This is a genomic window from Pseudonocardia halophobica (assembly GCF_050948485.1).
Lineage (GTDB): Bacteria > Actinomycetota > Actinomycetes > Mycobacteriales > Pseudonocardiaceae > Pseudonocardia > Pseudonocardia halophobica.
In genome coordinates this window covers 4628126-4651914 of the sequence record NZ_CP192046.1, presented here as the reverse complement: position 1 = coordinate 4651914, position 23789 = coordinate 4628126, and the positions used below count along the sequence as shown (strand labels likewise).

At 74.2% G+C, this 23789-nt stretch carries 21 protein-coding genes and 1 pseudogene; 15 read left to right on the top strand and 7 right to left on the bottom strand.

Annotated features, from left to right (window positions below; genetic code table 11):
• Positions 1–18 precede the first annotated feature (18 nt).
• From ACQP04_RS22100 to ACQP04_RS22085, 4 genes are all read left to right on the top strand, one after another.
• Complete coding sequence (locus ACQP04_RS22100; RefSeq protein ID WP_433502466.1) at positions 19–1899, top strand: chloride channel protein; 1881 nt, start codon at positions 19–21, stop codon at positions 1897–1899.
• Positions 1896–2435: a MarR family transcriptional regulator gene (locus tag ACQP04_RS22095; protein WP_433502465.1), complete on the top strand. Its 540-nt coding sequence runs from the start codon at positions 1896–1898 to the stop codon at positions 2433–2435. The genes ACQP04_RS22100 and ACQP04_RS22095 overlap by 4 nt, the downstream gene beginning before the upstream one ends.
• A gap of 91 nt (positions 2436–2526) precedes the next feature.
• Entirely contained in the window at positions 2527–3447 is a 921-nt protein-coding gene (locus tag ACQP04_RS22090) for an SDR family NAD(P)-dependent oxidoreductase (protein WP_433502464.1), read from the top strand.
• A 318-nt stretch (positions 3448–3765) separates the two neighbouring features.
• Positions 3766–3996, top strand: a complete 231-nt coding sequence (locus tag ACQP04_RS22085) for a hypothetical protein (protein ID WP_433502463.1) — start codon at positions 3766–3768, stop codon at positions 3994–3996.
• Between the two features lie 51 nt (positions 3997–4047).
• On the opposite strand, the gene ACQP04_RS22080 is transcribed toward ACQP04_RS22085, so the two are convergent.
• A complete protein-coding gene (locus ACQP04_RS22080; protein ID WP_433502462.1) occupies positions 4048–5433 on the bottom strand; it encodes an MFS transporter in 1386 nt (461 codons plus the stop codon).
• 212 nt (positions 5434–5645) lie between these two features.
• Here ACQP04_RS22080 and ACQP04_RS22075 point away from each other — a divergent pair, with 212 nt between their 5' ends.
• The 6 genes from ACQP04_RS22075 (at position 5646) to ACQP04_RS22050 (ending at position 11754) form a co-directional block, all read left to right on the top strand.
• The gene (locus ACQP04_RS22075; RefSeq protein WP_433502461.1) at positions 5646–6425 is read left to right on the top strand and encodes an HpcH/HpaI aldolase family protein; all 780 of its coding nucleotides are present in this window, start codon (positions 5646–5648) and stop codon (positions 6423–6425) included.
• Positions 6422–6907, top strand: a complete 486-nt coding sequence (locus ACQP04_RS22070; RefSeq protein ID WP_433502460.1) for a Rieske (2Fe-2S) protein — start codon at positions 6422–6424, stop codon at positions 6905–6907. Before ACQP04_RS22075 ends, ACQP04_RS22070 begins: the two co-directional genes overlap by 4 nt.
• The gene (locus tag ACQP04_RS22065; protein ID WP_433502459.1) at positions 6904–7995 is read left to right on the top strand and encodes an amidohydrolase family protein; all 1092 of its coding nucleotides are present in this window, start codon (positions 6904–6906) and stop codon (positions 7993–7995) included. The genes ACQP04_RS22070 and ACQP04_RS22065 overlap by 4 nt, the downstream gene beginning before the upstream one ends.
• Positions 7996–8104: 109 nt before the next feature.
• A complete protein-coding gene (locus tag ACQP04_RS22060) occupies positions 8105–9310 on the top strand; it encodes a PucR family transcriptional regulator (protein WP_433502458.1) in 1206 nt (401 codons plus the stop codon).
• Positions 9311–9442: 132 nt separating this feature from the next.
• A complete protein-coding gene (locus ACQP04_RS22055; RefSeq protein WP_433502457.1) occupies positions 9443–10603 on the top strand; it encodes an alpha-hydroxy acid oxidase in 1161 nt (386 codons plus the stop codon).
• Positions 10600–11754 (top strand): amidohydrolase family protein, encoded by a 1155-nt coding sequence (locus ACQP04_RS22050; RefSeq protein WP_433502456.1) that lies wholly within the window; start codon positions 10600–10602, stop codon positions 11752–11754. The genes ACQP04_RS22055 and ACQP04_RS22050 overlap by 4 nt, the downstream gene beginning before the upstream one ends.
• Before the next feature lie 57 nt (positions 11755–11811).
• On the opposite strand, the gene ACQP04_RS22045 is transcribed toward ACQP04_RS22050, so the two are convergent.
• Both ACQP04_RS22045 and ACQP04_RS22040 read right to left on the bottom strand, forming a co-directional pair.
• On the bottom strand, positions 11812–13152 hold the full coding sequence (locus ACQP04_RS22045) for an MFS transporter (protein WP_433502455.1): 1341 nt from the start codon (positions 13150–13152) through the stop codon (positions 11812–11814).
• A gap of 139 nt (positions 13153–13291) precedes the next feature.
• The gene (locus tag ACQP04_RS22040) at positions 13292–14518 is read right to left on the bottom strand and encodes an LLM class flavin-dependent oxidoreductase (RefSeq protein WP_433502454.1); all 1227 of its coding nucleotides are present in this window, start codon (positions 14516–14518) and stop codon (positions 13292–13294) included.
• A 110-nt stretch (positions 14519–14628) separates the two neighbouring features.
• Here ACQP04_RS22040 and ACQP04_RS22035 point away from each other — a divergent pair, with 110 nt between their 5' ends.
• Complete coding sequence (locus ACQP04_RS22035) at positions 14629–15411, top strand: SGNH/GDSL hydrolase family protein (RefSeq protein WP_433502453.1); 783 nt, start codon at positions 14629–14631, stop codon at positions 15409–15411.
• Here ACQP04_RS22035 and ACQP04_RS22030 read toward each other — a convergent pair.
• A complete protein-coding gene (locus tag ACQP04_RS22030) occupies positions 15381–16130 on the bottom strand; it encodes an FkbM family methyltransferase (RefSeq protein ID WP_433502452.1) in 750 nt (249 codons plus the stop codon). The two genes, ACQP04_RS22035 and ACQP04_RS22030, sit on opposite strands and share 31 nt — an antisense overlap.
• 139 nt (positions 16131–16269) lie before the next feature.
• Between ACQP04_RS22030 and proS the strand changes: the two genes are divergently transcribed.
• Entirely contained in the window at positions 16270–17688 is a 1419-nt protein-coding gene (gene proS, locus ACQP04_RS22025; RefSeq protein ID WP_433502451.1) for a proline--tRNA ligase, read from the top strand.
• 7 nt (positions 17689–17695) lie between these two features.
• On the opposite strand, the gene ACQP04_RS22020 is transcribed toward proS, so the two are convergent.
• Both ACQP04_RS22020 and ACQP04_RS22015 read right to left on the bottom strand, forming a co-directional pair.
• The gene (locus ACQP04_RS22020; RefSeq protein WP_433502450.1) at positions 17696–18796 is read right to left on the bottom strand and encodes a winged helix DNA-binding domain-containing protein; all 1101 of its coding nucleotides are present in this window, start codon (positions 18794–18796) and stop codon (positions 17696–17698) included.
• 13 nt (positions 18797–18809) lie between these two features.
• On the bottom strand, positions 18810–19181 hold the full coding sequence (locus tag ACQP04_RS22015; RefSeq protein ID WP_433502449.1) for a DUF664 domain-containing protein: 372 nt from the start codon (positions 19179–19181) through the stop codon (positions 18810–18812).
• A gap of 84 nt (positions 19182–19265) precedes the next feature.
• Here ACQP04_RS22015 and ACQP04_RS22010 point away from each other — a divergent pair.
• The 3 genes and pseudogenes from ACQP04_RS22010 to ACQP04_RS22000 form a co-directional block, all read left to right on the top strand.
• Positions 19266–19618, top strand: a pseudogene (locus ACQP04_RS22010) (helix-turn-helix transcriptional regulator); the annotation flags it as partial.
• 336 nt (positions 19619–19954) lie between these two features.
• A complete protein-coding gene (locus tag ACQP04_RS22005; RefSeq protein WP_433508517.1) occupies positions 19955–20623 on the top strand; it encodes a hypothetical protein in 669 nt (222 codons plus the stop codon).
• A 9-nt stretch (positions 20624–20632) separates the two neighbouring features.
• A complete protein-coding gene (locus tag ACQP04_RS22000; RefSeq protein ID WP_433502448.1) occupies positions 20633–20992 on the top strand; it encodes a hypothetical protein in 360 nt (119 codons plus the stop codon).
• Here ACQP04_RS22000 and ACQP04_RS21995 read toward each other — a convergent pair.
• Entirely contained in the window at positions 20961–23759 is a 2799-nt protein-coding gene (locus tag ACQP04_RS21995; protein WP_433502447.1) for an FAD-binding and (Fe-S)-binding domain-containing protein, read from the bottom strand. The genes ACQP04_RS22000 and ACQP04_RS21995 overlap by 32 nt on opposite strands.
• Between the last annotated feature and the right edge of the window lie 30 nt (positions 23760–23789).

Sequence of the window (23789 nt, the reverse complement as noted above, 5' to 3'; positions counted from 1 at the left end):
GCCGGTCACGATGACGCGGTGATCCCCGACGACCGCCGCCCGACCGCCGCCGACGGGAACGGCCCGCCGCTGCCCCGCCACCTGGGTGACTTCACGCTCGACCGCCGCGTCCTGGTGACCCTCGCCTGGGCGGTGCCGATCGGTGCCCTCGGCGCGGCCGCGGCGTGGGCGCTGCTGCGGTTGATCGCGCTGATCACCAACGCCGTGTTCTTCCAGCGCCTGTCCACCGAGATGGTGAGCCCCGGGGGCGCGCCCCACCCGTGGTGGCTCGTGCTGTGCGCGCCGGTGGTCGGCGGCCTCGTCATCGGGGTGATGGCGCGGTACGGCTCGGAGAAGATCCGCGGCCACGGGATGCCCGAGGCCATCGAGGCGATCCTGATGCGCCACAGCCGGGTCGCTCCGCGGATCGCCGTGCTCAAGCCGACGTCCGCGGCGATCAGCATCGGGACCGGCGGGCCGTTCGGCGCGGAGGGCCCGATCATCATGACCGGCGGCGCGGTCGGGTCGATCCTGGCACAGCACCTGCACCTGTCCGCCGACGAACGCAAGGCGCTGATGGTGTCCGGCGCCGCGGCCGGCATGGCGGCGACGTTCAACGCGCCGCTCGCGTCGGTCCTGCTCGCCGTCGAGCTGCTGCTGTTCGAGTGGCGGCCCCGCAGCTTCCTGCCCGTCACCTGCGCGGTGGCCGTCGCGACCGTCGTGCGCGCCCCGCTGCTGGGCGCCGACCCGCTCTTCCCGGTGGACCTCGGGGGCGCCGACGCCACCCCGGTCGTCGACCTGCTCTGTGTCGGCGCCGGGCTGGTCGGCGGGCTGCTCGCCATCGCGGTGACCGCGCTCGTCTACTTCTCCGAGGACCAGTTCGCCCGGCTCCCGGTGCACTGGATGTGGTGGCCCGCGATCGGCGGGCTGATCATCGGCGTGGGCGGGCTGATCGAGCCGCGGGCGTTGGGGGTCGGGTACGACGTCATCGACGAGCTGCTCACCGGGCACGCCACGATGTCGTTGATCGTCGGCATCCTGCTGGTGAAGAGCCTGATGTGGGGGCTGTCGCTCGGCTCGGGCACCTCCGGCGGGGTGCTCGCCCCGGTCTTCATGATCGGCGCCGCACTCGGTGCGGTGGAGGGGCTGGTCTTCCCCGCGGTCGCCCCGGGGTTCTGGGCGATGGTCGGGCTGGCGGCGGTGGTGGGCGGGGTCATGCGCTCGCCGCTCACCGGGGTCGTGTTCTCCCTCGAGCTGACCCATGCATGGTCCGCGCTGGTGCCGCTGCTGATCGCGTCGGCCTCCGCCTACGGGCTCTCGGCCCTGCTGCTGCGCCGCTCGGTGCTGACCGAGAAGATCGCCCGGCGCGGCTACCACCTCTCCCGCGAGTACGACGTCGACCCGCTCGAGGTCCTGCTCGCCGACGAGGTGATGGCGGCCGCGCCCGCCGTCCTGCCGCCCGACGCGCCGCTCCCGGCGTCGCGCGACCTGCTGGCCGCCACCCTGGCCCGCCGGGGCGCCGACGGGAGCCCGCGGGCCGATGCGCCGCTGCAACGGCTGTATCCCGTCGTCGACGACGGCGGCCGGCTCCACGGCGCGGTGCCCCGGCAGTCCCTCGTGGCGCCCGGCGAGGCCCGGACGGTGGCGGACGTGCTGATCGCCGATCCGGTCGTGGTGCACGCCGACGACACCCTCCGCGAGATCGCGTCGCGGTTCGCGCGGCACGGGATCACCGCGGCGCCGGTCGTCGACCGCGCGGACCCCGCGCGGCTGGTCGGGCTCGTCACCGTCGACCACCTGCTCGACGGCCGCCTGCGCGACCTCGCGGAGGAGCACGACCGCGAGCGCCCGCTGGGTCCGCGGTCGTGGCGGCCACGCTCGGGCCGTCGGCGGGACGGGTACGCGACACTACGGACATGACCGACGCGGCCGCCGTCCCCGATCCGCCCACCCGCGAGCAGGTCGACGCCGTGATGCGGACGGCCCGGGTGCTCGTGGGGGTCACCGCCCGCTCGTTCGCCGCGATCGAGGACCGCGTCACCCTGCCGCAGCTGCGGATCATGGTCATGATCGCCAGCCGCGGGCCGCTGAATCTGGGCGCCATCGCCGCGAGCCTGGAGGTGCACCCCTCCAACGCCAGCCGGGCCTGCGACCGGCTCGTGGCCGCCGGGCTGCTCGACCGCCGCGACGACCCGGCCGACCGGCGCAACCTGCTCCTGCAGCTGACCGAGGCCGGCGCACAGCTCGTCGACGACGTGACCGTGCAGCGCCGGCAGGCCATCCAGGACACGCTCGAGAAGATGCCCGTCCGCCGGCGTCGGGGCCTGGTCGCCGCGCTGAGCGCCTTCGCCGACGCCGCCGGGGAGCCCGCGGAGGCCGCGTGGAGCCTCGGGTGGACCACCGAGAACCCCCTGCGCTCCCTGCCGGGGCCGGCCGCGGACCGCGACGGCGCGTAGGCGTCGTCGCTGCAGCGTGTGATTCCTCTCACCGCCTCCGCACTGCGGTGAGATGTTGTCCGGACGGCGACCGCGGCGGTAGACCGGAAAAATGACCTTCGACCTGCAGGGCAGGGTCGCCCTGGTGACCGGTGGTGCGCGGGGTCTCGGGCGGGCGCACGCCCGGGCCCTCGCGGCCCGCGGCGCGGCGGTCGTCGTGGCCGACGACGGCTCCACACTCGACGGTGCCCCGGGCGAGCCCGGAGCGGCCGCGGCCGTGGTGGACGAGCTGGTGGCGGGCGGTGGCCGGGCGGTCGCCTGCGTCGCCGACGTGGGCACCGAGGCGGGCGCGCGGACGGCGGTCGAGACCGCGCTCGCCGAGTTCGGCCGGCTCGACGCGCTCGTGGCGAACGCCGGGGTGCTGCGTGACCGCTCGGTCGCCAGGATGACCGCCGACGACGTCGACACCGTCCTGCGGGTGCACCTCGCCGGGAGCATGTACTGCGTCCTGCAGGCCTGGCCCGCGCTCAAGGAGTCCGGCAGCGGCCGGATCGTGCTCACGTCGTCGGCGTCCGGGCTGTACGGCAACTTCGGCCAGGCCAACTACGCCGCGGCCAAGTCCGGGATGCTCGGGCTCGGCTCCACGCTCGCCCTCGAGGGGGAGCGGTACGGGATCCGCGCGAACGTGATCGCTCCCGTGGCCCGTACCCGGATGACCGAGCCGCTGATGCCACCGGAGCTGCTCGCGGGTCTCGACCCCGCGCGGGTGAGCGGGCTCGTCGCGTACCTGAGCTCGGCCGACTGCGACGAGTCGGGATCGGTGTTCGAGATCGGCGGCGGGCTGGTGGCGCGGGTGCGGATCGTCGAGTCCGACGCCGTGGCCCTGCCCGACCCCGAGGACCCGGCCGGCGACGCCGCGATCGTCGAGGCCGTGGCGGCCCTGGCGGAGCTCCCGCCCGGCCGCGCCTACCCGTCGTCGTCGGCGGCGCTGGCCCGGATCATGGAGGCCGCCGGCTCGGTGGCGACGCCGTAGCGGTCGGATCCGGAGGACTGCGGTCGGCGCGTCCAGCATGTGGTCCCACGTCCGAAGGTCCGGACGTTTCCCCTGGTCAGGGCCGATGTGGTGGCGGCGACACCGAGCGTTCATGCTCTTGACAATCGGTTCGGGTGACGGGTTGAGTACGTGCCGTGCGCACCTGGGACCGCGGGATCTGGTCGCGGCGCCGGCACGTCGACTTCTGCCGCACCGAGGCCGCCCTCTGTCGGTGACGGCCACCGCGCCCGCCCGCCGGCGATCCGCCGGCGCGGCCGCACCGTCGTCCCCGACCCTGCGTCCTTCCGGAGCACAGCCATGTCCGCCGTACCCGCACTCTCCGACCAGCCCGCCCCGTCCCTGGACGAACGCCGCACCGACATCGGCGACCGCCTCCTCGCCTCGCTCGAGGCGTTGGTGGACAGCCACCGCGCCCGCGCCACCGGCGACGCGGCCGCCGACAGCGAGCTGATCGCGGCCGAGGTGGCCCACCACCTCGCCGTGGCCCGCACCGCCCTGCAGCGCACCCCGCGGCTGCGCGCGGGCTGACCGCACATCCCTCCGGCGGCCGCCGTCGAATCGCGGCGGCCGCCGGCGCGCTCAGGTCGCGATCGAGTCCAGCTGCTTGCCCGCGTAGTCCATCCGTGCGATGAGCAGGCCGATCAGCTGGATCACGAGCAGCACCGGGATGAGCATGAAGGCGGCGGTGAAGGAGCCGGTGACGTTGCGGACCCACAGGGCGCCGTAGGGCACCAGGACGCCGAGGAAGCCCGCGACCATCCAGGTCAGACCCATCCCCACCCCGCGCATGCGGGTCGGGTACAGCTCGGCGGTGTAGGTGAGGACCGTGCCCCACACCCCGATCAGGCCGAAGTTCGACGCCAGCCCGAACACCCACAGCTGCCAGGACTCGGTCGCCAGCGCCCACGGGATCAGCGTGACGATGAAGATGACGTTGCCGGTGAGCATCGCGCGGAACCGGCTCCACCGGTCGGCGATCCACCCCATGAGGTAGTAGCCGAAGGCGCCGGCGACGCCCCACCAGATGTACCAGTTGCTGTACTCGGCGGTGGACCAGCCGTGGGTCTCCTTGAGGTAGAAGGGCGCCCAGTAGCCCAGCGTGTACCAGGACATCGTTGCCGTGGCGGCGACGAAGAGGGCGACATAGGTCCGCTTGCGCTGGCCCGGCTCGAACAGCTGGCCGACCGACGCCTTGCGGGCGCGCTCGGCCCAGGTCGGCCGGTCCTCCGGGGGTGCGTCCTCGGTGCGCGCCATCACGGCGTCGCGGTTCCGCACCCACGCCGGCGACTCCGGGCAGAGGAACCGGACGTAGATCGCCAGCAGGCCGATCGCCGCCGGCACCAGGAACGCCCACCGCCAGCCGTGGGGCGCGATGATGTAGGTGCCGGTGAGTCCGGCGACGACCACGCCGTAGCCGTAGAGGGACCGGGCCGCGCTCAGGATCTTGGCGCGGTGCCGGGCGGGCCAGGTCTCCACCGTCAGTAGGGAACCGATGGCCCACTCACCCGCGATCGTCACGCGCATCAACGTGTAGAACACGATGAAGAACAGCCAGTTCCGCGACACCACGATGAGCACCAGGAACGCACACGTCAGCGCCACGTTGACGATGAACGCGGTGCGCCTGCCGATGCGGTCGGCCAGCCACGGCCAGAAGTAGGCGGCGAACGCGGCGAGGATGCCGGTGACCGTCACCGCGAGGGTCAGCGAGTTCAGGCTGATCCCGAAGTCCTCCAACAGGTACGGGACGATCAGCGCGTAGAGCGCGATGACGATCCCGTCGAGCATCCAGCCCAGGCCGAGCGCGGTCGCGATGTGCCAGTGCGTGGACGTGAGCCGTTCGGACGCGTCGCCGTCGCTGACGTTGCGGAAGGACCGCGACCGCGCGTGCCGCTCCTCGAGGGGGCCCGGCGGACGGTCCGCCCCCACGCGTCCGGTGACGCTCACGGGTTCTTCGACGGTCACGGCGTCATCTCCTCGGGTCCGCACGTCGTCGTGCGAGGCTGTGAGCTGGGACACTGCGTCCGACGAAGTTAGGGCGGTTCGTCCGGCACTGTCGCTGTCGGAACCGCCAAGCGTCCCCGGCCCGACTGTGGAGGTTCTGCCGATGCGTCGGCGGTCCGACTGAGCGAACGTTCAGCACAGTTGTCGACGTCGACGCTCCGGAGGGCCAGCCCATGCCGACCAACGCGATCCGCGACCGATGGGCGGCGGGCGAAGCCGCCGTGGACTGCTGGGTCTCCGGCTCCTCGGTGCTCTCCGTGGAGGCGGTCGGCCGGCTCGGCTACGACTCCGTGGTCATCGACATGCAGCACACGATGGCGGAGTACCGGGACGTCGTCACGGCGGTGATCGCCCTGGCGGCCACCCCGACGGTGCCCGTGGTGCGGGTCCCGGGCAACGACCCGATCCTGGTCGGGCGGGTGCTCGACGCCGGCGCCCGGGGCGTGATGTGCCCGATGGTCAACACCCGCGAGCAGGCCGAACGGTTCGTGGCCGCGTGCCGGTACCCCCCGGAGGGCTCCCGCTCCTACGGCCCCTACCGGGCGGCCGACGGCGCGCGGTACTTCACGGAGGCGAACGCCGACATCGTGACGTTCGCCCAGATCGAGACCCTCGAGGCGCTGGCGAACCTCGACGAGATCGCCGCCGTACCGGGGCTGGACGTGCTGTTCGTCGGGCCGACGGACCTGTCGATCTCCGGCGGGGGACGGCCGTCGATGTCCTACACGGACCCGCTCGTCGACGAGCGGCACCGGGCGATCGTCGACGCCGCGCACCGGGCGGGCAAGCGCGCCGGGATGCTCGCGCTCGGTCCGGGCGACCCGGAGATCGGCCGCGGCTGGGGCATGGACTTCCTGTCGGTCGCCATGGAGCAGCGCCTGGTCGCCACGGGTGCCGCAGCCGCGTTGAAGCACGGCCGCTCGGTCGCCGGCCCGGCGCTCGCGCAGGCATGAGCGGGCGGTACGTCGTCGGCCGGGCCGCCGACATCCCCGACGGCGGGCGGGTGCTCGTCGAGGTGGGTGGGCGGCAGGTCGGCGTGTTCAACGTCGGCGGCTCGTTCTACGGGTTGATCAACCGCTGCCCGCACCAGGGGGCGGAGATGTGCAAGGGCAACGTCGTCGCCGGACTGACCTCGCCCCGGCCCGGCGAGTTCGACTACGACGAGGACACCGCGCTGCTGATGTGCCCGTGGCACGGCTGGGAGTTCGACGTCCGCACCGGACAGTCCTGGTTCGACCCGCGGACCCGGCTGCGCACCTACGACGTCGAGGTCGCCGGCGCCGACCAGGTCGACGGCGTGCCGCACGCCGGCCGGGTGCCCGGGCCGTACACCGCCGAGACCGTCGAGGTCGGCGTGGAGGACGAGTACGTGGTGGTCGACCTGCGGAAGGCCCGGAAGGCCCGGAAGGCGGCGGGGACGCGGGAGGGGCGATGACGACCGCGCTGCTGGAGAACACGACCCGGGACGCGGTGTGGGCCGGGCCGGTGATCGACTGCGACGTGCACGCCAACGTCCCGTCGCTCGAGGCGCTCTTCCCGTACCTGTCCCGGCACTGGATCGCCTGGTGCACCGAGCGCGGCTGGCACGGCCCCGTCGGCGGGGTGAACCTCGCCTACCCGCCGGGGTCGGACCGTTCGTGCCGGCCCGAGTGGCGACCCGCCGACCGGCCGCCCGCCTCGGAGCTCGGGCTGCTGCAGCAGCACGTGCTCGACCCGTGGCGGGTCGAGCGCGCGATCCTGACCTGCTACTACGCCGTCGACTCGCTCCGGCACCCGGACTGGGCGGCGGCGCTGGCCCGGGCCGTCAACGACTGGCTGGTGGCCGAGTGGCTCGACCGGGACCCGCGGCTGGCCGGCACGCTGGTGATCCCGGCGCGTGACCCCGCCGCGATGATCGAGGAGATCCACCGGGTCGGCGACCATCCCGGGTTCGTCCAGGTGCTGCTGCCCGTGCGGCACGCCACGCTGTGGGGGCAACGGCAGTTCCATCCCGTCTTCCAGGCGATGGCCGAGCACGGCCTGGTGGCCGGGCTGCACTTCGGGGGGATCACGACGGACGCGCCGTCGTCGAGCGGGTACTCCTCCTACTACGTCGAGGAGTACGCCGCGGAGTGGCAGTCCTTCACCGCGCAGGTCACCAGCCTGGTGTCCGAGGGCGTGTTCCAGGTCTGCCCGGAGCTGCGGGTCTCGGTGCTCGAGGGCGGGTTCACCTGGCTGCCCGTGTGGGGCTGGCGGATGGACAAGGAGTGGAAGGGGCTGCGCCGGGAGGTCCCGTGGCTGGACCGGCGGCCGTTGGAGATCATCCGCGAGCACATGCGGTTCTCCGTCGCCCCGGCCGACCTGGGCACCCGCGCGCAGACCGCCACCGTGCTGGAGTGGCTCGGCTCGGACGACATGCTGATGTTCGCCACCGACTACCCCCACGGCTACGACGACGACATCGCCGAGCTCCTCGCCGCGGCGCCGCCGTCGATGCGGCCGCGCCTGATGGCCGGCACCGCCCGCGACTGGTACCGCCTCTGATCCCGCCCCCGAACGGAGGTCGACGCACGAGTCAAGCGGTTGCATCATCGAACGGTGCCCCCGCGGGACCGGCGACGGGCACGGGGGCGAGGCACGAGGAGGTGCTTCCGTGAGCCGTCGGGACGCCGCGACGCGGGACGAGGCGTGGGACGCCCTGATGGCGCGGCTGCAGGAGACCGGGCTGCTCGACGGGCACGGCCCGATGGCCGACCGGATGCTGGAGCGGGTGTTCACACACAGCGCGTACCGGCACGTCGAGCGGGACGTGCTGCGGGAGAGCTGGCGGCGCAACCTCTCGGTGTCGGTCGAGGGCGTCCGGGCCCGCCGGCACCCGGGGGAGGTCGACGACGACGGCCCGCTCCGGGAGGTCGGGGAGGAGCGCGCCCGACAGGGCGTCGGCGTGGCCGAGATGCTGCAGACCTCGATGCAGCACCAGAAGATCTTCGTGGACCTGGTGCGCGAGCTCGCGCCGCCGTCGCCGTACCGTGACAGCCTCCTGCTGGAGCTGTTCGCGATCAAGCAGGCCTGGTCGGCGTGGAGCATGGTCGCGCTCGCCGCGGGCCACCGCGAGGCCGAGCTCGAGATGCAGCGCCGCGCGCAGGAGCACCAGGACGGCTTCGTGCGCCGGATCATCTCCGGCTCGATGGCCGCGTCGGAGATCGGGAGCGGCGCAGCGGCGTACGGCCTGGACCGCGACCGGGAGTACCGCGCCTTCCGGGCCCGCCCGGCGCCGGGCCCGGACTCGTTGCGGCTCATGGAGCGCTACCTGCGCGTGGCCGCGACGGCGGAGCGCCGCAACGGGATGATGACGGTGGTCGACGGCGACCTCTGCGGGTTCGTCGCGGTGCTCCCGGCCGAGCCGCCGCCGACCGCCGTCGGGGTCTCGCCGCCCGTCCCGCTGCACGAGCTGCCCGCGGTGTTCCGGCTGGCCACGCGCGCCCTGGAGACGGCGCTGGCCCTGGGCCGCACCGAGGTGGTGAGCGTGGCGGACCTCGGCCTGCACCCCGCCGTCGTCGCGGACCACGACCTGGGCGAGCTCATGCACGACCGCTTCGTGAAGCCCTTCGAGCGGTTCGGCGCCTCGGGCGCGGCGATCCTGGAGACCGTCGAGCGCTACCTGCGCAACGGCAGCCGGCTCGAGGCGACCCGGCAGCAGCTCTTCCTGCACACCAACACCGTCCGGTACCGGCTCACCCGCTTCGAGTCGATCACCGGCTGCTCGCTGCGCGACTACGACGACCTGGCCCAGGTGTGGTGGGCCCTGGCCTGGGACCGTCTGCACGGGTCGCGCGGCGGCGCATCCGTGGCGTCGTAGGGCGCGATTTTGTCGGGTCGCACAACCGCGGCGCACCGCACTTCGGCACGACCGCCGTAGTCGATCGCCACCCGTGCGGGGCACGGTTGCGGGGCGGGCACCGTCGCCCGCCCGGAAGGGGGACCGTCGCGGATGAGGATGACCCGGGCCCACAGCGTGGCGGACCTGCGCCGCGCCGCCCGCAGGCGGATGCCGAAGGCCGTGTTCGACGTCGTCGACGGCGGTGCGGGGGACGAGCACACCCTGCGGTGGAACACCGAGTCCTTCGAGCGCATCCCGCTCCGGCCGCGGGCGCTGGTCGACGTGGCGCACGTCGACACGACCACGACGGTGCTGGGCGATCCGGTGTCCATGCCGTTGCTGCTCGCGCCGTGCAGCTTCGCGCGCATGTGCCACAGCGACGCCGAGCCGGCCGTGGCGCGCGCCGCGGGTCGGGCCGGCACGATCTACGCCGTCCCCGGGGGTTCGGGGGAGCGGCCGGAGGTCGTGATCCGCTCGGCGGGCGGTCCACTGTGGTACCAGCTCTACCTCAAGCCCGACCAGGCGCAGAACGACGAGCTCGTCGACCGGGTCGCGGCGGCCGGCTACCGGACGTTGTGCGTCACGATCGACACGCCGATCAAGCCCTACCGGGAGAAGGACCTGCGCAACGGCGTCACGCTGCCGGTGGCCCCGTCGCCGCGGCTCGCGCTGGCCGGGCTGGCCCATCCGCGCTGGTCGCGGGACTTCCTGTTCGGCACCGGCGGCGCGGGCCTGGACCTCTTCGCCGCCAAGCGGGCCTACGACAACTTCACGGACGCGATCATGCACAGCCGGTCCGTGAGCGCGGGGGAGATCCGCCGGTTGCGGGAGCGCTGGTCGGGCGCGCTGGTGGTCAAGGGGGTGCTGCGCGGCGACGAGGTCCGGGAGATGGCCGACCTCGGCGTCGACGGCGTGGTGGTGTCCAACCACGGCGGCCGCAACCTGGACGGTGCCCCCGCGACGATCGACGTGCTCGCCGAGGTCGTCGACGCGGCCGCCGGCCGGCTCGAGGTCCTGCTCGACAGCGGGGTCCGGCGGGGGACGGACGTGGTCCGTGCGCTCGCGCTCGGAGCCCGCGCCGTGCTCGTCGGGCGGCCCTACATGTTCGCCCTGGCGGCGGGCGGCGAGGCCGGCGTCGACCGGGTCCTCGAGCTGCTGCACAACGAGATCATCCGGGCGATGTCGCTGGTCGGCGCCACGTCGGTCAAGGAGATCGACCGGTCGCTGGTCGGGCCCGCACCGTCCGCCGACGTCCGGGGAGGGACGGCATGACGCTCGAGGCCACCGTCGAGGCACCGGTCCGGGCCGGTACGACGCTCGGGATCATCGACGCGGACGTCCACCCGTCGATGAACCCGGCGATCCCCGGGGTGCTGCGGCACCTGCCGCCGCGCTGGCAGGACTACCTCGTGCACACCGGCCTGCGGGCGGGCGCGCCGGGCGGCGACCGCCCCCGGCACCGGGAGTTCGCCAGCCGGTGGGACGCCGTGCCGCCCGGCGGCGGGGCGCCCGGCATCGACCCGGCCTTCGCGCGCGAACAGCTGCTCGACTCCTACGACATGAGCGCCGCCGTGCTCAACGACATCGGCGGCTTCCCGCTCAGCGGCGGGATGCGGGTGCCCGCGGAGTTCTGCGCCGCCTTCTGCACCGCGCTGAACACCTACCGCGAGGAGGTGTGGTTCGCCGACGACCCGCGCTGGTACGGCTCGATCAACCTGCCCTACGAGATCCCGGACCTGGCCGTCGAGGAGATCGTGCGGCGCAAGGAGGGGCCCGCGGGCGACCGCTGGGTGCAGGTGATGCTCGCCCCGGACAACGAGCGGGGCATCGGGCACCGCAAGTACTGGCCGGTGCTGGAGGCCTGCGAGCACTACGGGCTGCCGGTCGGCTTCCACGTGCTCTCCGGCCGGCGGATCACGCCGTCGGGTCCGGCGAACTTCTACTTCGAGGAGCACTGCGACTTCGCCGGGCTGAACTTCCCGGTGATCGCCAGCCTGGTCTTCGAGGGCACGTTCGACCGCTTCCCGGGGCTCAAGGTCGCGATGGTCGAGCTCGGCTGGTCCTGGGTGGTCCCGCTGGCGTGGCGGATGGACCACGCCTACCGGATCATGCCGCGCGAGGTGGAGCTGCAGCGGCTGCCGTCGGAGTACATCCGCGACCACCTCTGGTTCACCACGCAGCCGATGGAGGAGCCGGAGAACCCCCGCTGGTTCGACGACGTCCTCAGCCTGTTCGAGTCCTCCGGCATGGCCGACAAGCTGATGTTCTCCTCCGACTACCCGCACTGGGACTTCGACGAGCCGGACTCCTTCCCGCTGTCGGTGCGGCGGGACCACGAGCGCTTCGGCCGCATCCTCGGCGGCAACGCGAGCGCGCTCTACGGCCTGCCGCTGCTGCCCGGCACCGGGTACCCGGTCGGATAACCCCTGCAGCGCACGAGGTCCCGGCCTTCCCGGCCGGGACCTCGTGGCAGGCGCGTCTCACCCGTCGGTGAGCGACCTGTCGCGCGTCTCCGGGAGTACCCACAGGCACCCGACGGAGATCAGCAGTAGCGCCGCCAGGCAGATGCCGAGGGCGATCGGTCCCCAGCCGGACGCGGCCAGCGGGGCGGCAGCCACCAGGATGCCCGCGCCACCGGCGACCCCGCCGAGGTTGTAGCTCAGGCCGGCGCCGGTGTAGCGGTGCCGGGTGGAGAACATCTCGGGCAGGTAGGCGCCGAGCGGACCGTAGGCCAGGCCGATGAGGCCGAGCAGGACGACGATCCCGGTGCCGATCGCGAGGGGTGAGCGGGTGTCGATCAGCGGGAAGAGCACCAGCGACCACACCACCAGCGCGATGCATCCCGCCAGGACGAGCGGGCGCCGGCCGAACCGGTCGGAGAGGACGGCGGCGGCCGCGGTGATCGCGACCGTGGCGAGCCCCCCGATGATGTCGATCACGAGGATGCCCGCCGTGCTCATCCCGAGGGCGCTCGTCGCGTAGCTCGTCAGGTAGACCGAGGCGATGGACATGACGGCGAAGATGCCGGTGGTCAGGCCGGTCGCCAGCAGCATCGTCCGGGGCTGGCGCCGCCACACCTCGAGGAACGGCACGCCGCGGCGGCGGGGTGTGCGGGCGGCGGCGGTGAAGACCGGCGTCTCCTCGGTGTGCAGGCGCACGTACAGCCCGACCCCGATCAGCAGCGCGCTGAGCACGAACGGCACCCGCCAGCCCCAGCTGAGGAAGGCCGCGCTCGTCTCGCCGATCCCCAGGTCGACGGCGAGGAAGGTGGCGGCGGCGAGCGCGAACGCGACGGTAGCGCCGACCTGCGGGTAGAGGGCGAACCGCCCGCGCCGGCCGTCCGGGGCGTTCTCGGACGCGAACAGGGCGGCACCGGCCCACTCCCCGCCCACGGCGAGGCCCTGGACGGCGCGGAGCGCGACCAGCAGGATCGGGGCGGCGATCCCGATCGTCGCCGCACCGGGCAACAGCCCGACCGCGACGGTGCACAGGCCCATCATCATCAGCGTGAGGATCAGTGTGCGCTTGCGCCCCAGGCGGTCGCCGATGTGACCGAACAGGATGGATCCGACGGGCCGGAACACGAACGCGACGGCGAAGGTCCCGAACGCCGCGAGGGCGCCGGTGACGCCACCGATCTCCGGGAAGAAGACCTTGTCGAAGACCAGTGCGGCGGCCGTGCCGTAGATGAAGTAGTCGTAGTACTCGATCGTGGTGCCCGCCATGCTGGCGAGGTTGATCCGGCGGACCGCCCGGCGGTCGGGCGGCGGGCCGGCGGCGGGGGCCGGGCTGGACGGCGGGGTGCGGACGGCGGTGGTCATGGTTCCTCTTCCGGTCGGTGTGGTGGGGTGATCCACAGGGTCGTCCGAAGGGGACGCCGCCGGGATCGACCGGCCGACCGGGCCCCGGGATGAACCGGGGCTCGGGTGATCGGGGGACACGCACCGTCCTCCGGGGCGATCAGCCGAAGGTCGACTCCCGGCCCGCCGCCGGCCGCGCGCCGTTACCGGACGGGCTGTCCGCCCCGTTGCCCGACCGCTTCGCGGCCCACTCCGCCTCGTGCTTGTCGAACATCGCCCGGGCCGCGGCGGTGCGCTTCTCCGTCAGCTCGGACTGGTGCTCCGTGACCCATCGGTAGGAGGCCTGCCGGGGCGCGTTCGACCGCTCGAAGTGCGGGATGACGTACCGGGCGTAGAGCTCGTAGGAGCGCTTCGTGTTCTCCCACGTGGCCCAGTCGTGGGCGTTGAGGAGCAGGGCGCCGAAGCCGGGCATCTTCTGCTGCAGGCGCTCGATCCGGGCGATCGCGTCGTCCGGCGTGCCGATCACGCCCGCGCCCTGCTCGGCGTACCACTCCACGAGGTCGACGCCGTCGGGAGCGAAGATCCGCGGCATGTTGTTGTTCAGGTAGTCGACCTGGGCCTGCAGGCCGTGCCGGGCCTGTGCCATCGCCTCCTCGCGGGTCTCGGCGAGGTGCATCCCGACGACGAGCCGCAACCGGCTCGGGTCCATCGTGCGGCCGTGCTCGGCGGCGACCTCGTTCGCGACCCGCCAGTTGACGTCGAGGGCGTCGAACCCGGCGTTCTCGCCCGCCGCGACGCACAGCATCCCGAGGTCGTACCGGCCGGCCAGGCGGCCGCCCGACGGCGTCACGGCGCTGGCCACGCACACCTCGGGGTGCGGGTCGGAGTAGGGCGGGAGGTGCAGGCGCGCCTCGACGAGCTCGTACCAGTCCGTCCGCTCGGTCACGACCTCGCCGCGGAACAGCCGGAGGATCACGTCGAGCGCCTCGGCCATCCGGTCGCGCTGGACCGCCGGGTCCATGCCCAGCATGAGCGCGTCCGACGCCAGCAGTCCGGGACCGGCGCCGAACATCACGCGGCCCTGCGTCATGTGGTCGAGCTGCACGATCCGGTCGGCCACCATGAGCGGGTTGTGGTACGGCAGCGACACCACCCCGGTGCCCAGCCGCAGGTGCCGCGTGCGCTCGGCCGCCGCCGCGATGAACAGCTCCGGGGACGCGATGGTCTCCATGCCCGCCGAGTGGTGCTCGCCGATCCAGGCCTCCTGGAAGCCGAGGTCGTCGAGCAGCTCCATCAGCTTCAGGTCCTGCCGGAAGAGCAGGGTCGGGTTCTCGTCCGTCCGGTGGAAGGGGGCCATGAAGACGCCGTGCCGGAGCTTGACCGCCATTCCGTTCCACTCCTCTGATCGCCGGTGACCACCGCTCTCGACCCTACTTCACGAACGTTCGCTCAGCGAGGGCGTCGAGGGCCCGGTCGGGCCGCGGGGACAATGGCCGCGTGCGGTACGTGGCGATCGGGGACAGCTTCACGGAGGGCGTCGGGGACGAGCAGCCCGACGGGACGACCAGGGGATGGGCCGACCGGGTAGCGGCGGGGCTCGCGGCCACCCGGCCCGACGGCGTCCGGTACGCCGACCTCGCGATCCGCGGGCGTCTGCTCGAACCCGTCGTCACCGAGCAGCTCGACGCCGCGCTGGCCCTCGATCCCGCGCCCACGCTGATGACCCTCAACGGCGGCGGCAACGACATGCTGCGCCCGCGGGCCGACGTCGAACGGCTGGCCGCGCTGACGGAGCGGGCCGTGCAGCGGTGCACCGACGCCGGCGTGCGGCTCGTCCTGCTCAGCGGCGCCGATCCCTCGTCGCAGCTGCCGTTCGGGCGGGCCGTGCACACCCGGGCCGAGCTCCTCACCACCCGCGTGGCGGAGATCGCCGCGGCGCACGGCGTCGAGCTCGTCGACGTCTTCCACGACACCAGGATCCGCCGGCCGGAGTACTGGTCGCCCGACCGCCTCCACCTCAACGCCGAGGGCCACCGGCGCGTCGCCGCGCTGGTCCTGGCGGCGCTCGGCGAGGGCGCGGCGGTGCAGGAGGTGCGCACCGACTCGCCCCGGAACCGCCGGCTGACGGCGGAGCTGCGGTACTACCGCGAGCACGTCCTGCCCTGGATCGGGCGGCGCCTGCGCGGCCGCTCCTCCGGCGACGGCCGCACCGGCAAGTACGTCGGCTGGGTGCCGGTGCACCCGCCGCGTCAGGACGCGGGGGCGGACAGCCGCGCGTAGACGTCGCCGGAGCGGCCGAGCGGGCGGTACCGCTCCAGCAGCCGCGCCAGCTCGTCGGCCGTGAGCCAGCGGTCGCTCGCGAACCGCAGGGTCTCGACGGGGGAGTAGTTGTAGGTGTAGGGCCCGAGGTCCGCCACGAGGTCGAGGGCGGCCAGTGCGGCGTCGTGCGCGGGCGGCAGGTACTCGAACGACAGCGCCCGCACCGGCGTGTGGAGCCCGGCCAGCACCTCGGCCTCGAAGCCCTCGACGTCGATCTTGCAGAAGGCCGGGGTGCCGTGCGCGGCGACGAGGTCGTCGAGGGTCACGACGTCGACCTCGACCTCGTGGTCCCACCGCACCCAGGAGAACCCGCTGTCCGCGGAGACGGCCCGGATCCAGTCCGGCGACATCGACGAGACCGTCGGGGTCCGGGTGGACACCCCGATCCGCGCGCGCCCCGGCTCGGCGCCGACCGCGCCGGGCAGGATGGTCACGCCCCGATCGCGACCGAAGAACAGCCGGAGCACCCGCACGCAGTCCGGCTGCGGCTCGACCGCGATCACCCGGGCGCCGATCCGCCGCCACGCCCGCACCCGGCTGCCCACGTGCGCACCGACGTCGAGCGCGAGGTCGCCGTGGCCGAGGAACTGCCGGTAGAACCGCACCATCCGCCGGTGCCGGCCGGGGATGCCGTGGTACATCGCCAGGGACCGGCCCATTCCCCACGCTCGCGCCAGCATCGGCCGACCGTACCGTGGCCGGCCGTCCCCGATAATGCATTCGTCCGGGATAACCGATTGCCAGACCCGGCTAGCGTTCCCGCTGTCAGCTCATGATTCCCGGTGTGCCCCAGGCACACCCGCAGCGGAAGACCGGACCGTGGCCAAGGCAGTGCTCACCCCGCAGGCGGCGAACTTCCCCGCCTGGTACCAGGACGTCGTCGCTCGTGCCGAACTGGCCGAGACCGGCCCGGTGCGCGGGAGCATGGTCGTCCGACCGTGGGGCTACGCGATCTGGGAGCTCGTGCAGGCCGACATGGACCGGCGGATCAAGGCGACCGGTGCCGTGAACGCCGCGTTCCCGATGTTCATCCCGATGAGCTTCCTCGAGAAGGAGCAGGAGCACGTCGACGGCTTCTCACCGGAGCTGGCCGTGGTCACCCACGGCGGCGGGGAGGAGCTCGCCGAGCCGCTGGCGGTGCGCCCGACGTCCGAGACGGTCGTCAACCACTACTTCGCCCGGTGGGTGCAGTCCCACCGGGACCTGCCGCTGATGCTCAACCTCTGGAACAGCGTGGTGCGCTGGGAGCTGCGCCCACGACTGTTCCTGCGCACCACCGAGTTCCTGTGGCAGGAGGGGCACACCGCGCACGCCACCCGCGAGGAGGCGGTCGAGGAGACCCGGCGCATGCTCGAGGTCTACCGGCGGTTCATGGAGGAGACGCTCGCGATCTCCGTGGTGACCGGCGAGAAGTCGCCGGGCGAGCGGTTCGCCGGGGCCGAGCACACCTACACCTGCGAGGCGCTGATGCGCGACGGCAAGGCCTTGCAGATGGGGACCAGCCACGACCTGGGCCACAACTTCGCCCGCGCCTTCGACATCCGGTTCTCCGACGCCGAGGGGGAGCACCGGCACGCCGCCACCACGTCCTGGGGCACGTCGACCCGCATGATCGGCGGGGTGATCATGGTCCACGGCGACGACCACGGGCTGCGGCTGCCCCCGGCGATCGCGCCGCACCAGGTGGTGGTCCTGCAGCTCGACGAGGAGGCCGAGGTCGCCGCGGTGGCCGCGCGTCTCGAGGCGGAGCTGCGCGGCGCGGGCGTCCGCGCGCACCTCGACGCCCGCACCCACACGTCGTTCGGGCGCCGCTCGGTCGGCTGGGAGCTGAAGGGCGTCCCGGTCCGGATCGAGCTGGGTGCGCGGGAGCTCGCGTCGGGGCGGGCCACCCTGGTGCGCCGCGACGACCGCAGCAAGACCTCGGCCCCTCTCGACGGCGCGGCGCGGGCCGCTGCCGCTCTGCTCGACGAGATCCAGGAGGGGCTGCTCGCCGCGTCGCGCACGTTCCGCGAGGAGCACACCCACCCGGTCACCGACCTCGACGAGTTCGCGGCGCGGGTCGGGGAGGGCGGGCTGTTCCTCGCAGCCTGGTCCGGTGACGAGGAGTCGGAGCGGGTGCTCGGCGAGCGGAGCGGCGCCACGATCCGCTGCCTGGTCGACGCCGAGCCGCCGGCCCCGACCTGCCTGGTCACCGGGCAGCCCGCCCGGCACACCGTGCTGCTCGGCCGCGCCTACTGAGCACGGATCACCGGGGCGAGGCCGCCACCCGCACCCGGTGGTGTCCGCCCGCGGACAGGAAGCCAGCCAGCGCCCGTCCCTCCTCCGCGACCGCGGCCCGGTCGGCCCGCGAGAACCGCCGCAGGGGAGTGACGGTCACCGTGCCGTCGTCGACGGTCCACAGGGCGGCGACGCGGCCGTCGACGAGGACGGCGCGCTCGCCGGCCACGGACAGGCCGCGGTGGTCCGCGTCGACGATGCGGCTGCGGTCGTCGTAGCCCAGCAGCGCGTTGTCGAAGGCCGGGAGGAACCGCACCGGGGCCGGGGCGTCGGGGTCGGGGCGCGGCGCGTCGGGCAGGTCCAGCAGCTCACGGCCGCGCTGGTCCCGGAAGGCGACGAGCTCCTCCCGGACCGCGGCCACCGCGCCGGGCAGCCCGGCGAGCCCGGACCAGGCGCGCAGGTCCGCGGTGGCGGCCGGGCCGAACGCGGCGAGGTAGCGACGGACCAGGGCCTGCCCGACGGGGTCGGTGCCGTCCGGGGCGGGCGGGTCGCAGTCGCGGCCGAGCCAGGCTGCCATCGGGAGGTTCTGCGCGCCGGCGGTCCGTCGCCACAGCCCGCGGGGCGGGAGCTGCACCATCGGGACCAGCGCGGCCACCGCGGCCTCGCCGAGCGGTCGCGGCCCGGCCGTCGGCCAGCGCTCGGCCAGTACGCGCCCCAGCTCCGGCATGGTGCGCGGCGTGCCGTCGGCCATCACCTCCGCGGCGGCCGTCGCGACGTCGTCGAGGTCCACCCCGTCGAGGTCGCGGCGGTACACCCCGAGCATCCGCTGCCGGAGCATCGCGTCGTGCCGGGCCCGCCAGGCCAGAGCGTCCTCCGCGGTGACGAGATGGATGGTGCGCCGCATCAACGTGGTCCGGACGACCCGCCGGTCGACGAGCAGGCCCGACAGCACCTCCGGGTCGAACGCCGGTAGCCGCGACCACAGCCCGGCGAACGGCTCCTGCGGCTCCTGGGCCTGCAGGCCACACAGGTGCTCGACGGCCGCGAGGACCGGGAGATCCGCCCGGTCGAGCAGGAGCTGGCGGGCGAGCGTCGCGCGGTTGGGCGCACGGGCGCCGAGGCGGGTCACGGGCACAGTGGTGTCAGCTCGCGGTGCGGCCGTCGATCGACTCGCGGAGGATGTCCGCGTGCCCGGTGTGCTGGGCGGTCTCGGCGATCACGTGCACCAGCACCTGGCGCGCGCTGCGCACCCCGCCGGGCTCGTTCCACGGCGCCTCGGGCAGGTCGTAGGTCATGGCCGACGGACCCTCGACCACGAACCGCATCCATCCCTCCCCGACGGACGCGACGTGCTTGATCAACCCGCCCAGGCACAGCGCACTGGCGGTGGGGCGCGCGCCGGCCTGCTCGTCGGTCAGGTCGCGGGTGGTCGTGACCAGGGCGGCGCGGGCGGTGGCGAGCTCCGCGAGGAGGGCGGTGCGCTCGGGGTCGAGGGTGAGGGTCTCCTCGGTCACGGTGTGTCCTCTCGGTGGGTATGCGCCCAGCCTCCCGACAGAAGAGGTCAGGTACCGGCCTCTACTCGGGGCATCATCGGGGCCGTGCGTCACACCTCGGCGAGACTGCTGTCGCTGCTCTCCCTCCTGCAGGCGCGGCGGGACCGGCCGGGGTCGCTGCTCGCCGAGCGGCTGCAGGTCAGCCCGTGCACCGGGCGCCGGGACGTCGACCGGCTCCGGGAGCTCGGCTACCCGGTCCGGGCGATCAAGGGGCCCGGACGGGGGTACCGGCTCGCTCCGGGCGCCGACCTGCCACCCCTGCTGTTCGACGACGACCAGGCCGTCGCCCTCGCCGTGCGCTGCGGACCGCGGCCACCTCGGGCGCCGGGATCGGCGAGGCCGCCGCCCGCGCCCTGACCACCGTCCGCCGGGTGATGCCCGCGCGGCTGCCGGCTCGTCCTCGGGGCGTGGTCGTGGGTGGGACTGGCGGCCGGTATCGGCCGGTTCGACGCCGAGGTCGCGGTCGTCGGGCCGGCAGAGCTGAGGGCGGCCTTCGGATAGCTCTCCCGCCGCTTCGCCGACGCCGCCCGGTCCTTCCCTCCGTGTCCCGGCCCCTGCTAGCGTCCCCGTCAGGGGCGCCGTCCTGCGCCCAACCCCCGGATCCGGTGTCCACGCCACCGGCGCAGCGGGGGCAAAGGGGGCGCGGGCCCTCGGGGTGCCGGTCGCACCACGCCTTCTCCGGCGGGGATCGCACGAGCGTGGATCGTGGGTCGCCGCCGCGGAGAGGACGCGAGATGACCGAGCACCGTTCCTTCAAGAGGCTCGTGCGGGCCCGCATGGCGAAGACCGGGGAGAGCTACACCGCCGCCCGCGCGAGGCTGCTGGCCGCCCCGGAGCCCGGCCCCGCCCCGGTCCTGGTCACCTCCGACGCCGCGATCCGGGAGCGCACCGGCCGCGGCTGGGAGGAGTGGTTCGACCTGCTCGACGCCGAGGGCATGGCCGGGCGCCGGCACCGCGAGATCTCCCGGTTCGTGGCGGACCTGCTCGGCATCGCGCCGCTGGTGTGGGCCGCGCAGGCCGTCACCACCAGCTACGAGCGGGCCCGCGGCGGCAAGGTCGTCGGGCAGAAGGACGACGGCTTCACGGTCACGGCCTCCCGCACGGTCGCCGTGCCGGTCGAGGCGGTGTTCGACGCCGTCGTCACCGAGGAGCGGCGCGGCGCGTGGCTGGGCGCCGAGCTGCGGGAGCGCACCGCCACGCGGCCGCGGCGGGCGCGCTTCGACCATGTCGACGAGCCCGGCGGACGGGTCGCGATCACGATCGACGCCAAGGACCCGGGCCGCTGCGTCGTCGCCGTCGAGCACTCCCGGCTGCCCGACGCCGCCGCGGCGGAGAAGGTCAAGGCCTGGTGGCGGGACCGGTTGGACGCGCTGAAGGAGGATCTCGAGCGGCCGCGCGGGTAGCACTCCGGGGTGCACACCGCCCTCCCGAGCTCCGTCCTGCTGTGGAACGCCGACGAGCTGAGCGACCCACCCGCCGCGCCGTGCTGCCTGCGGTCCACCCGCGCCGGGGAGCGGGCGGCGGTCTACCAGACCGGGCCCGGCGGGGGCGTCGTCGCGCTCGTCGAGTTCACCGCCGACGCCGAGCCCCGCGCGGACGGCGGCTGGCACGCGGCCGTCGTCGTGCGCCCGGTCGCGCAGCCGCTGCCGCGGGCGGCGCTGCTCGCCGACGACCTCCTCGCGCCCGTCTTCCGCCACCTCCGCAGCCGGCGCCGGTTGCCGGAGGCGGCGGGGGAGCGGCTCATGGCCCTGCTGGACCCGGCCCCGCGCTGACCCGGTCGAGCACCTCCAGCACGTGCTCGTAGGGCCGTCCGGTGGCGCGGGTCATCCCGAGCTCGCAGGTCCGGTTGCAGGAGGCGTGGGCGTCGAACGTCCGGCCGGCGAGCTCGGCGGCCTGCGGTGCGGTGGCGGCGGCCGTCAGCTCCGGGTGGAGCAGCCCGCGGTCGCCTGCGAAGCCGCAGCAGCCCCAGGTGGCGGGGACCGTGACCGAGCGGGCGACGGCCGCGGCGACCGTGCGCAGCGGGCCGTCGAGGCCCATCCGGACCGCCGAGCAGGTGGGGTGCAGGGCGAGCGACTCGAGCGGGGTGATCGTCAGCCGGCGGAGCAGCCGCTCGGCGGTGAAGGCGACGGCGTCGACCACCCGGATCGCGGAGTACCGCTCGTCCCCGGCGTCGGCGACCAGACCGCGGAGGCCCTCGGTGCAGGAGGACGCGTCGCCGACGACGGGCAGCTCGCCGCCGCGGGTCGCCTCCCACAGCGCCGGCAGCACCCGGCGGGCCATCACGGCGTACCCGTCGGTGAGGCCCTTCGACTTCCACGGCGTGCCGCAGCACAGCGAGGCGACCCCGGCGGGCCGGGTGAGCACGACCCCGGCGCGGGCGCAGAGCCGCTCGAACGCCGCGGCGGCGCCCTGCTCCCCGGAACGTCCGCCGCCGGCGGGGCCGAACATGGTGCCGGTGCAGGAGGCGAACAGCACGGCGTCCGCGTCCGGGCGGGCCGTGTCGGACCGGGGCCTGCCGCCGCGGGGCAGCTCGGGGGACCAGGCGGGCAGGACCTCCGGGTCGACCACCCGCCGGCCGAGTGCGGTCGTGCCGGCGACGAGCCGGTCCGGGAGGGCGTCGGCGGCGGTCAGGGCGGTGGCCGCGGCGCGGGTCGTGCCCGCCCAGTGCTTCGCCGCGACGACCCAGCCCCGCTGCGCGAGCGGGCCCACCTGCTCCGCTCGCAGCCGTTTCACCAGGTCACCGGTGTTGATCAGGACGGGACAGGCCGTCTGGCACATCCCGTCCGCGGCACAGGTGTCGATGCCGTCGTACTCGTAGTCCCGCTCCAGCTCGGCCAGGAGCGCCGTGTCGCCGGTCTCGCGGGCCCGCTGCATCTCGCGGCGCAGCACGATCCGCTGCCGCGGGGTGGTCGTCAGGTCCCGGCTCGGGCACACGGGCTCGCAGAACCCGCACTCCACGCAGCGGTCGACCTCCTGCTCGACGGCCGGGGCGCTCTTGAGGTGCCGCAGGTGCCCCTCGGGGTCCTCGTCGATCAGCACGCCCGGGTTGAGCACGCCGCGCGGGTCGCACAGCCGCTTGATCTCGCGCATCACCTGGTAGAGCTCGTCGCCGTACTGCCGGCGGACGAACGGGGCCATCATCCGGCCGGTGCCGTGCTCGGCCTTGAGCGAGCCGCCGTGCCCGAGGACCAGGTCGACCATGTCGTCGGTGAACCGGGCGAAGCGGTCCAGCGGGACGTCGCCGCCGAGCCGCTCGGTCAGCATGAAGTGGATGTTGCCGTCCTTGGCGTGTCCGAAGATCACGGCGTGGTCGTACTCGTGCTTGTCGAACAGCCGGCTCAGCGCCTCGCACGTGGGCAGCAGCGCCGGCACCGGGACGACCACGTCCTCCAGCAGCGCCGTGGTGCCGGTCGGGCGGGCGCCCGCGACGGTGGCGTAGAGGCCCTTGCGGATGTGCCACAGCGCGGCCCGCGCGGCCGGGTCGGCGGCCAGGGTGCGCGGCCCGGACACCGGCAGCGTGCCGAGCACGCCGGTCGCGGCGCCGGCCAGCTCGTCGGCCTCCTGCGCGGTCGCGGCCTGGTACTCCACGAGCAGCGCCGCGTGCCGGTCGACCTCCAGCGCCCGCAGCGCCGTGTCCGCCCGGGGGTCGGTCTGCCCGACCCGCAGCGAGGTCGCGTCGAGCAGTTCGACGGTGGTCGCCCCGGTGGCGACGATCTCCGGCAGCGCGCCCGTCGCGCCGGCGAGGTCCGAGAAGACCAGCAGCCCGGTGCGGGCGTGCGGGAGCAGCGGCACGGTGCGCAGCACGATCGACGCGATGAACGCCAGCGTGCCCTCGCTGCCCACCACGAGATGGGCCAGCACGTCCGCCGGACGGGTGTGGTCGAGCAGCGAGTTCAGCCCGTAGCCCATGGTGTTCTTCATCGAGAACTGCTGCTCGACGCGGGCGCGCAGGGCCGGGTCGTCCCGGACCCGGTCGCGGAGCCGGGCCAGCCCCGCGTGCAGCTCGGGTTCGAGGGCGCGCAGCCGGTCGTCGGCGTCGGGTGCGGCGGTGTCCAGGACGGTGCCCGACGGCAGCACCAGGACCAGCGAGTCCAGGGTGGCGTAGCTGTTGGCCGTGGTGCCGCAGGCCATGCCGCTGGAGTTGTTGGCCACGACCCCGCCGAGGGTGCAGGCGGACTCGCTCGCCGGGTCCGGGCCGATCTTGCGGCCGTAGGGGACGAGCCGGGCGTTGACCTGGCGGACGGTGGCGCCGGGCCCAGTGCGCACCCGGGCGCCGTCGTCGAGCACCTCGATGCCGCGGAAGTGCCGGCGGGTGTCGACGAGGATCCCCTCGGTCCCGGCCTGCCCGGACAGGCTCGTGCCGCCCGACCGGAAGGTCAGCGGGACGCCGGTCAGCGCCGCGTCGGCGAACAACGAGCCGACGGCGGCCGCGTCGGCGGGCACCGCCACGGCCTGCGGGACGAGTGCGAAGTGCGAGGCGTCGCGGGACCAGGCGAGCCGGTCGACGAGCCGGGTCTGCAGTTCGGTGGTGGTGGTCACCGGCTCCTGCTCCTCGGGTGGGTGGTGCGG

Bases quoted from the DNA above. Each gene is read 5' to 3' on its own strand.
- ACQP04_RS22095 (WP_433502465.1), top strand. From the start codon at position 1,896: ATGACCGACGCGGCCGCCGTCCCCGATCCGCCCACCCGCGAGCAGGTC.
- ACQP04_RS22090 (WP_433502464.1), top strand. From the start codon at position 2,527: ATGACCTTCGACCTGCAGGGCAGGGTCGCCCTGGTGACCGGTGGTGCG.
- ACQP04_RS22085 (WP_433502463.1), top strand. From the start codon at position 3,766: ATGTCCGCCGTACCCGCACTCTCCGACCAGCCCGCCCCGTCCCTGGAC.
- ACQP04_RS22075 (WP_433502461.1), top strand. From the start codon at position 5,646: ATGCCGACCAACGCGATCCGCGACCGATGGGCGGCGGGCGAAGCCGCC.
- ACQP04_RS22070 (WP_433502460.1), top strand. From the start codon at position 6,422: ATGAGCGGGCGGTACGTCGTCGGCCGGGCCGCCGACATCCCCGACGGC.
- ACQP04_RS22065 (WP_433502459.1), top strand. From the start codon at position 6,904: ATGACGACCGCGCTGCTGGAGAACACGACCCGGGACGCGGTGTGGGCC.
- ACQP04_RS22055 (WP_433502457.1), top strand. From the start codon at position 9,443: ATGAGGATGACCCGGGCCCACAGCGTGGCGGACCTGCGCCGCGCCGCC.
- ACQP04_RS22050 (WP_433502456.1), top strand. From the start codon at position 10,600: ATGACGCTCGAGGCCACCGTCGAGGCACCGGTCCGGGCCGGTACGACG.
- ACQP04_RS22045 (WP_433502455.1), bottom strand. From the start codon at position 13,152: ATGACCACCGCCGTCCGCACCCCGCCGTCCAGCCCGGCCCCCGCCGCC.
- ACQP04_RS22040 (WP_433502454.1), bottom strand. From the start codon at position 14,518: ATGGCGGTCAAGCTCCGGCACGGCGTCTTCATGGCCCCCTTCCACCGG.
- ACQP04_RS22030 (WP_433502452.1), bottom strand. From the start codon at position 16,130: ATGCTGGCGCGAGCGTGGGGAATGGGCCGGTCCCTGGCGATGTACCAC.
- ACQP04_RS22005 (WP_433508517.1), top strand. From the start codon at position 19,955: ATGACCGAGCACCGTTCCTTCAAGAGGCTCGTGCGGGCCCGCATGGCG.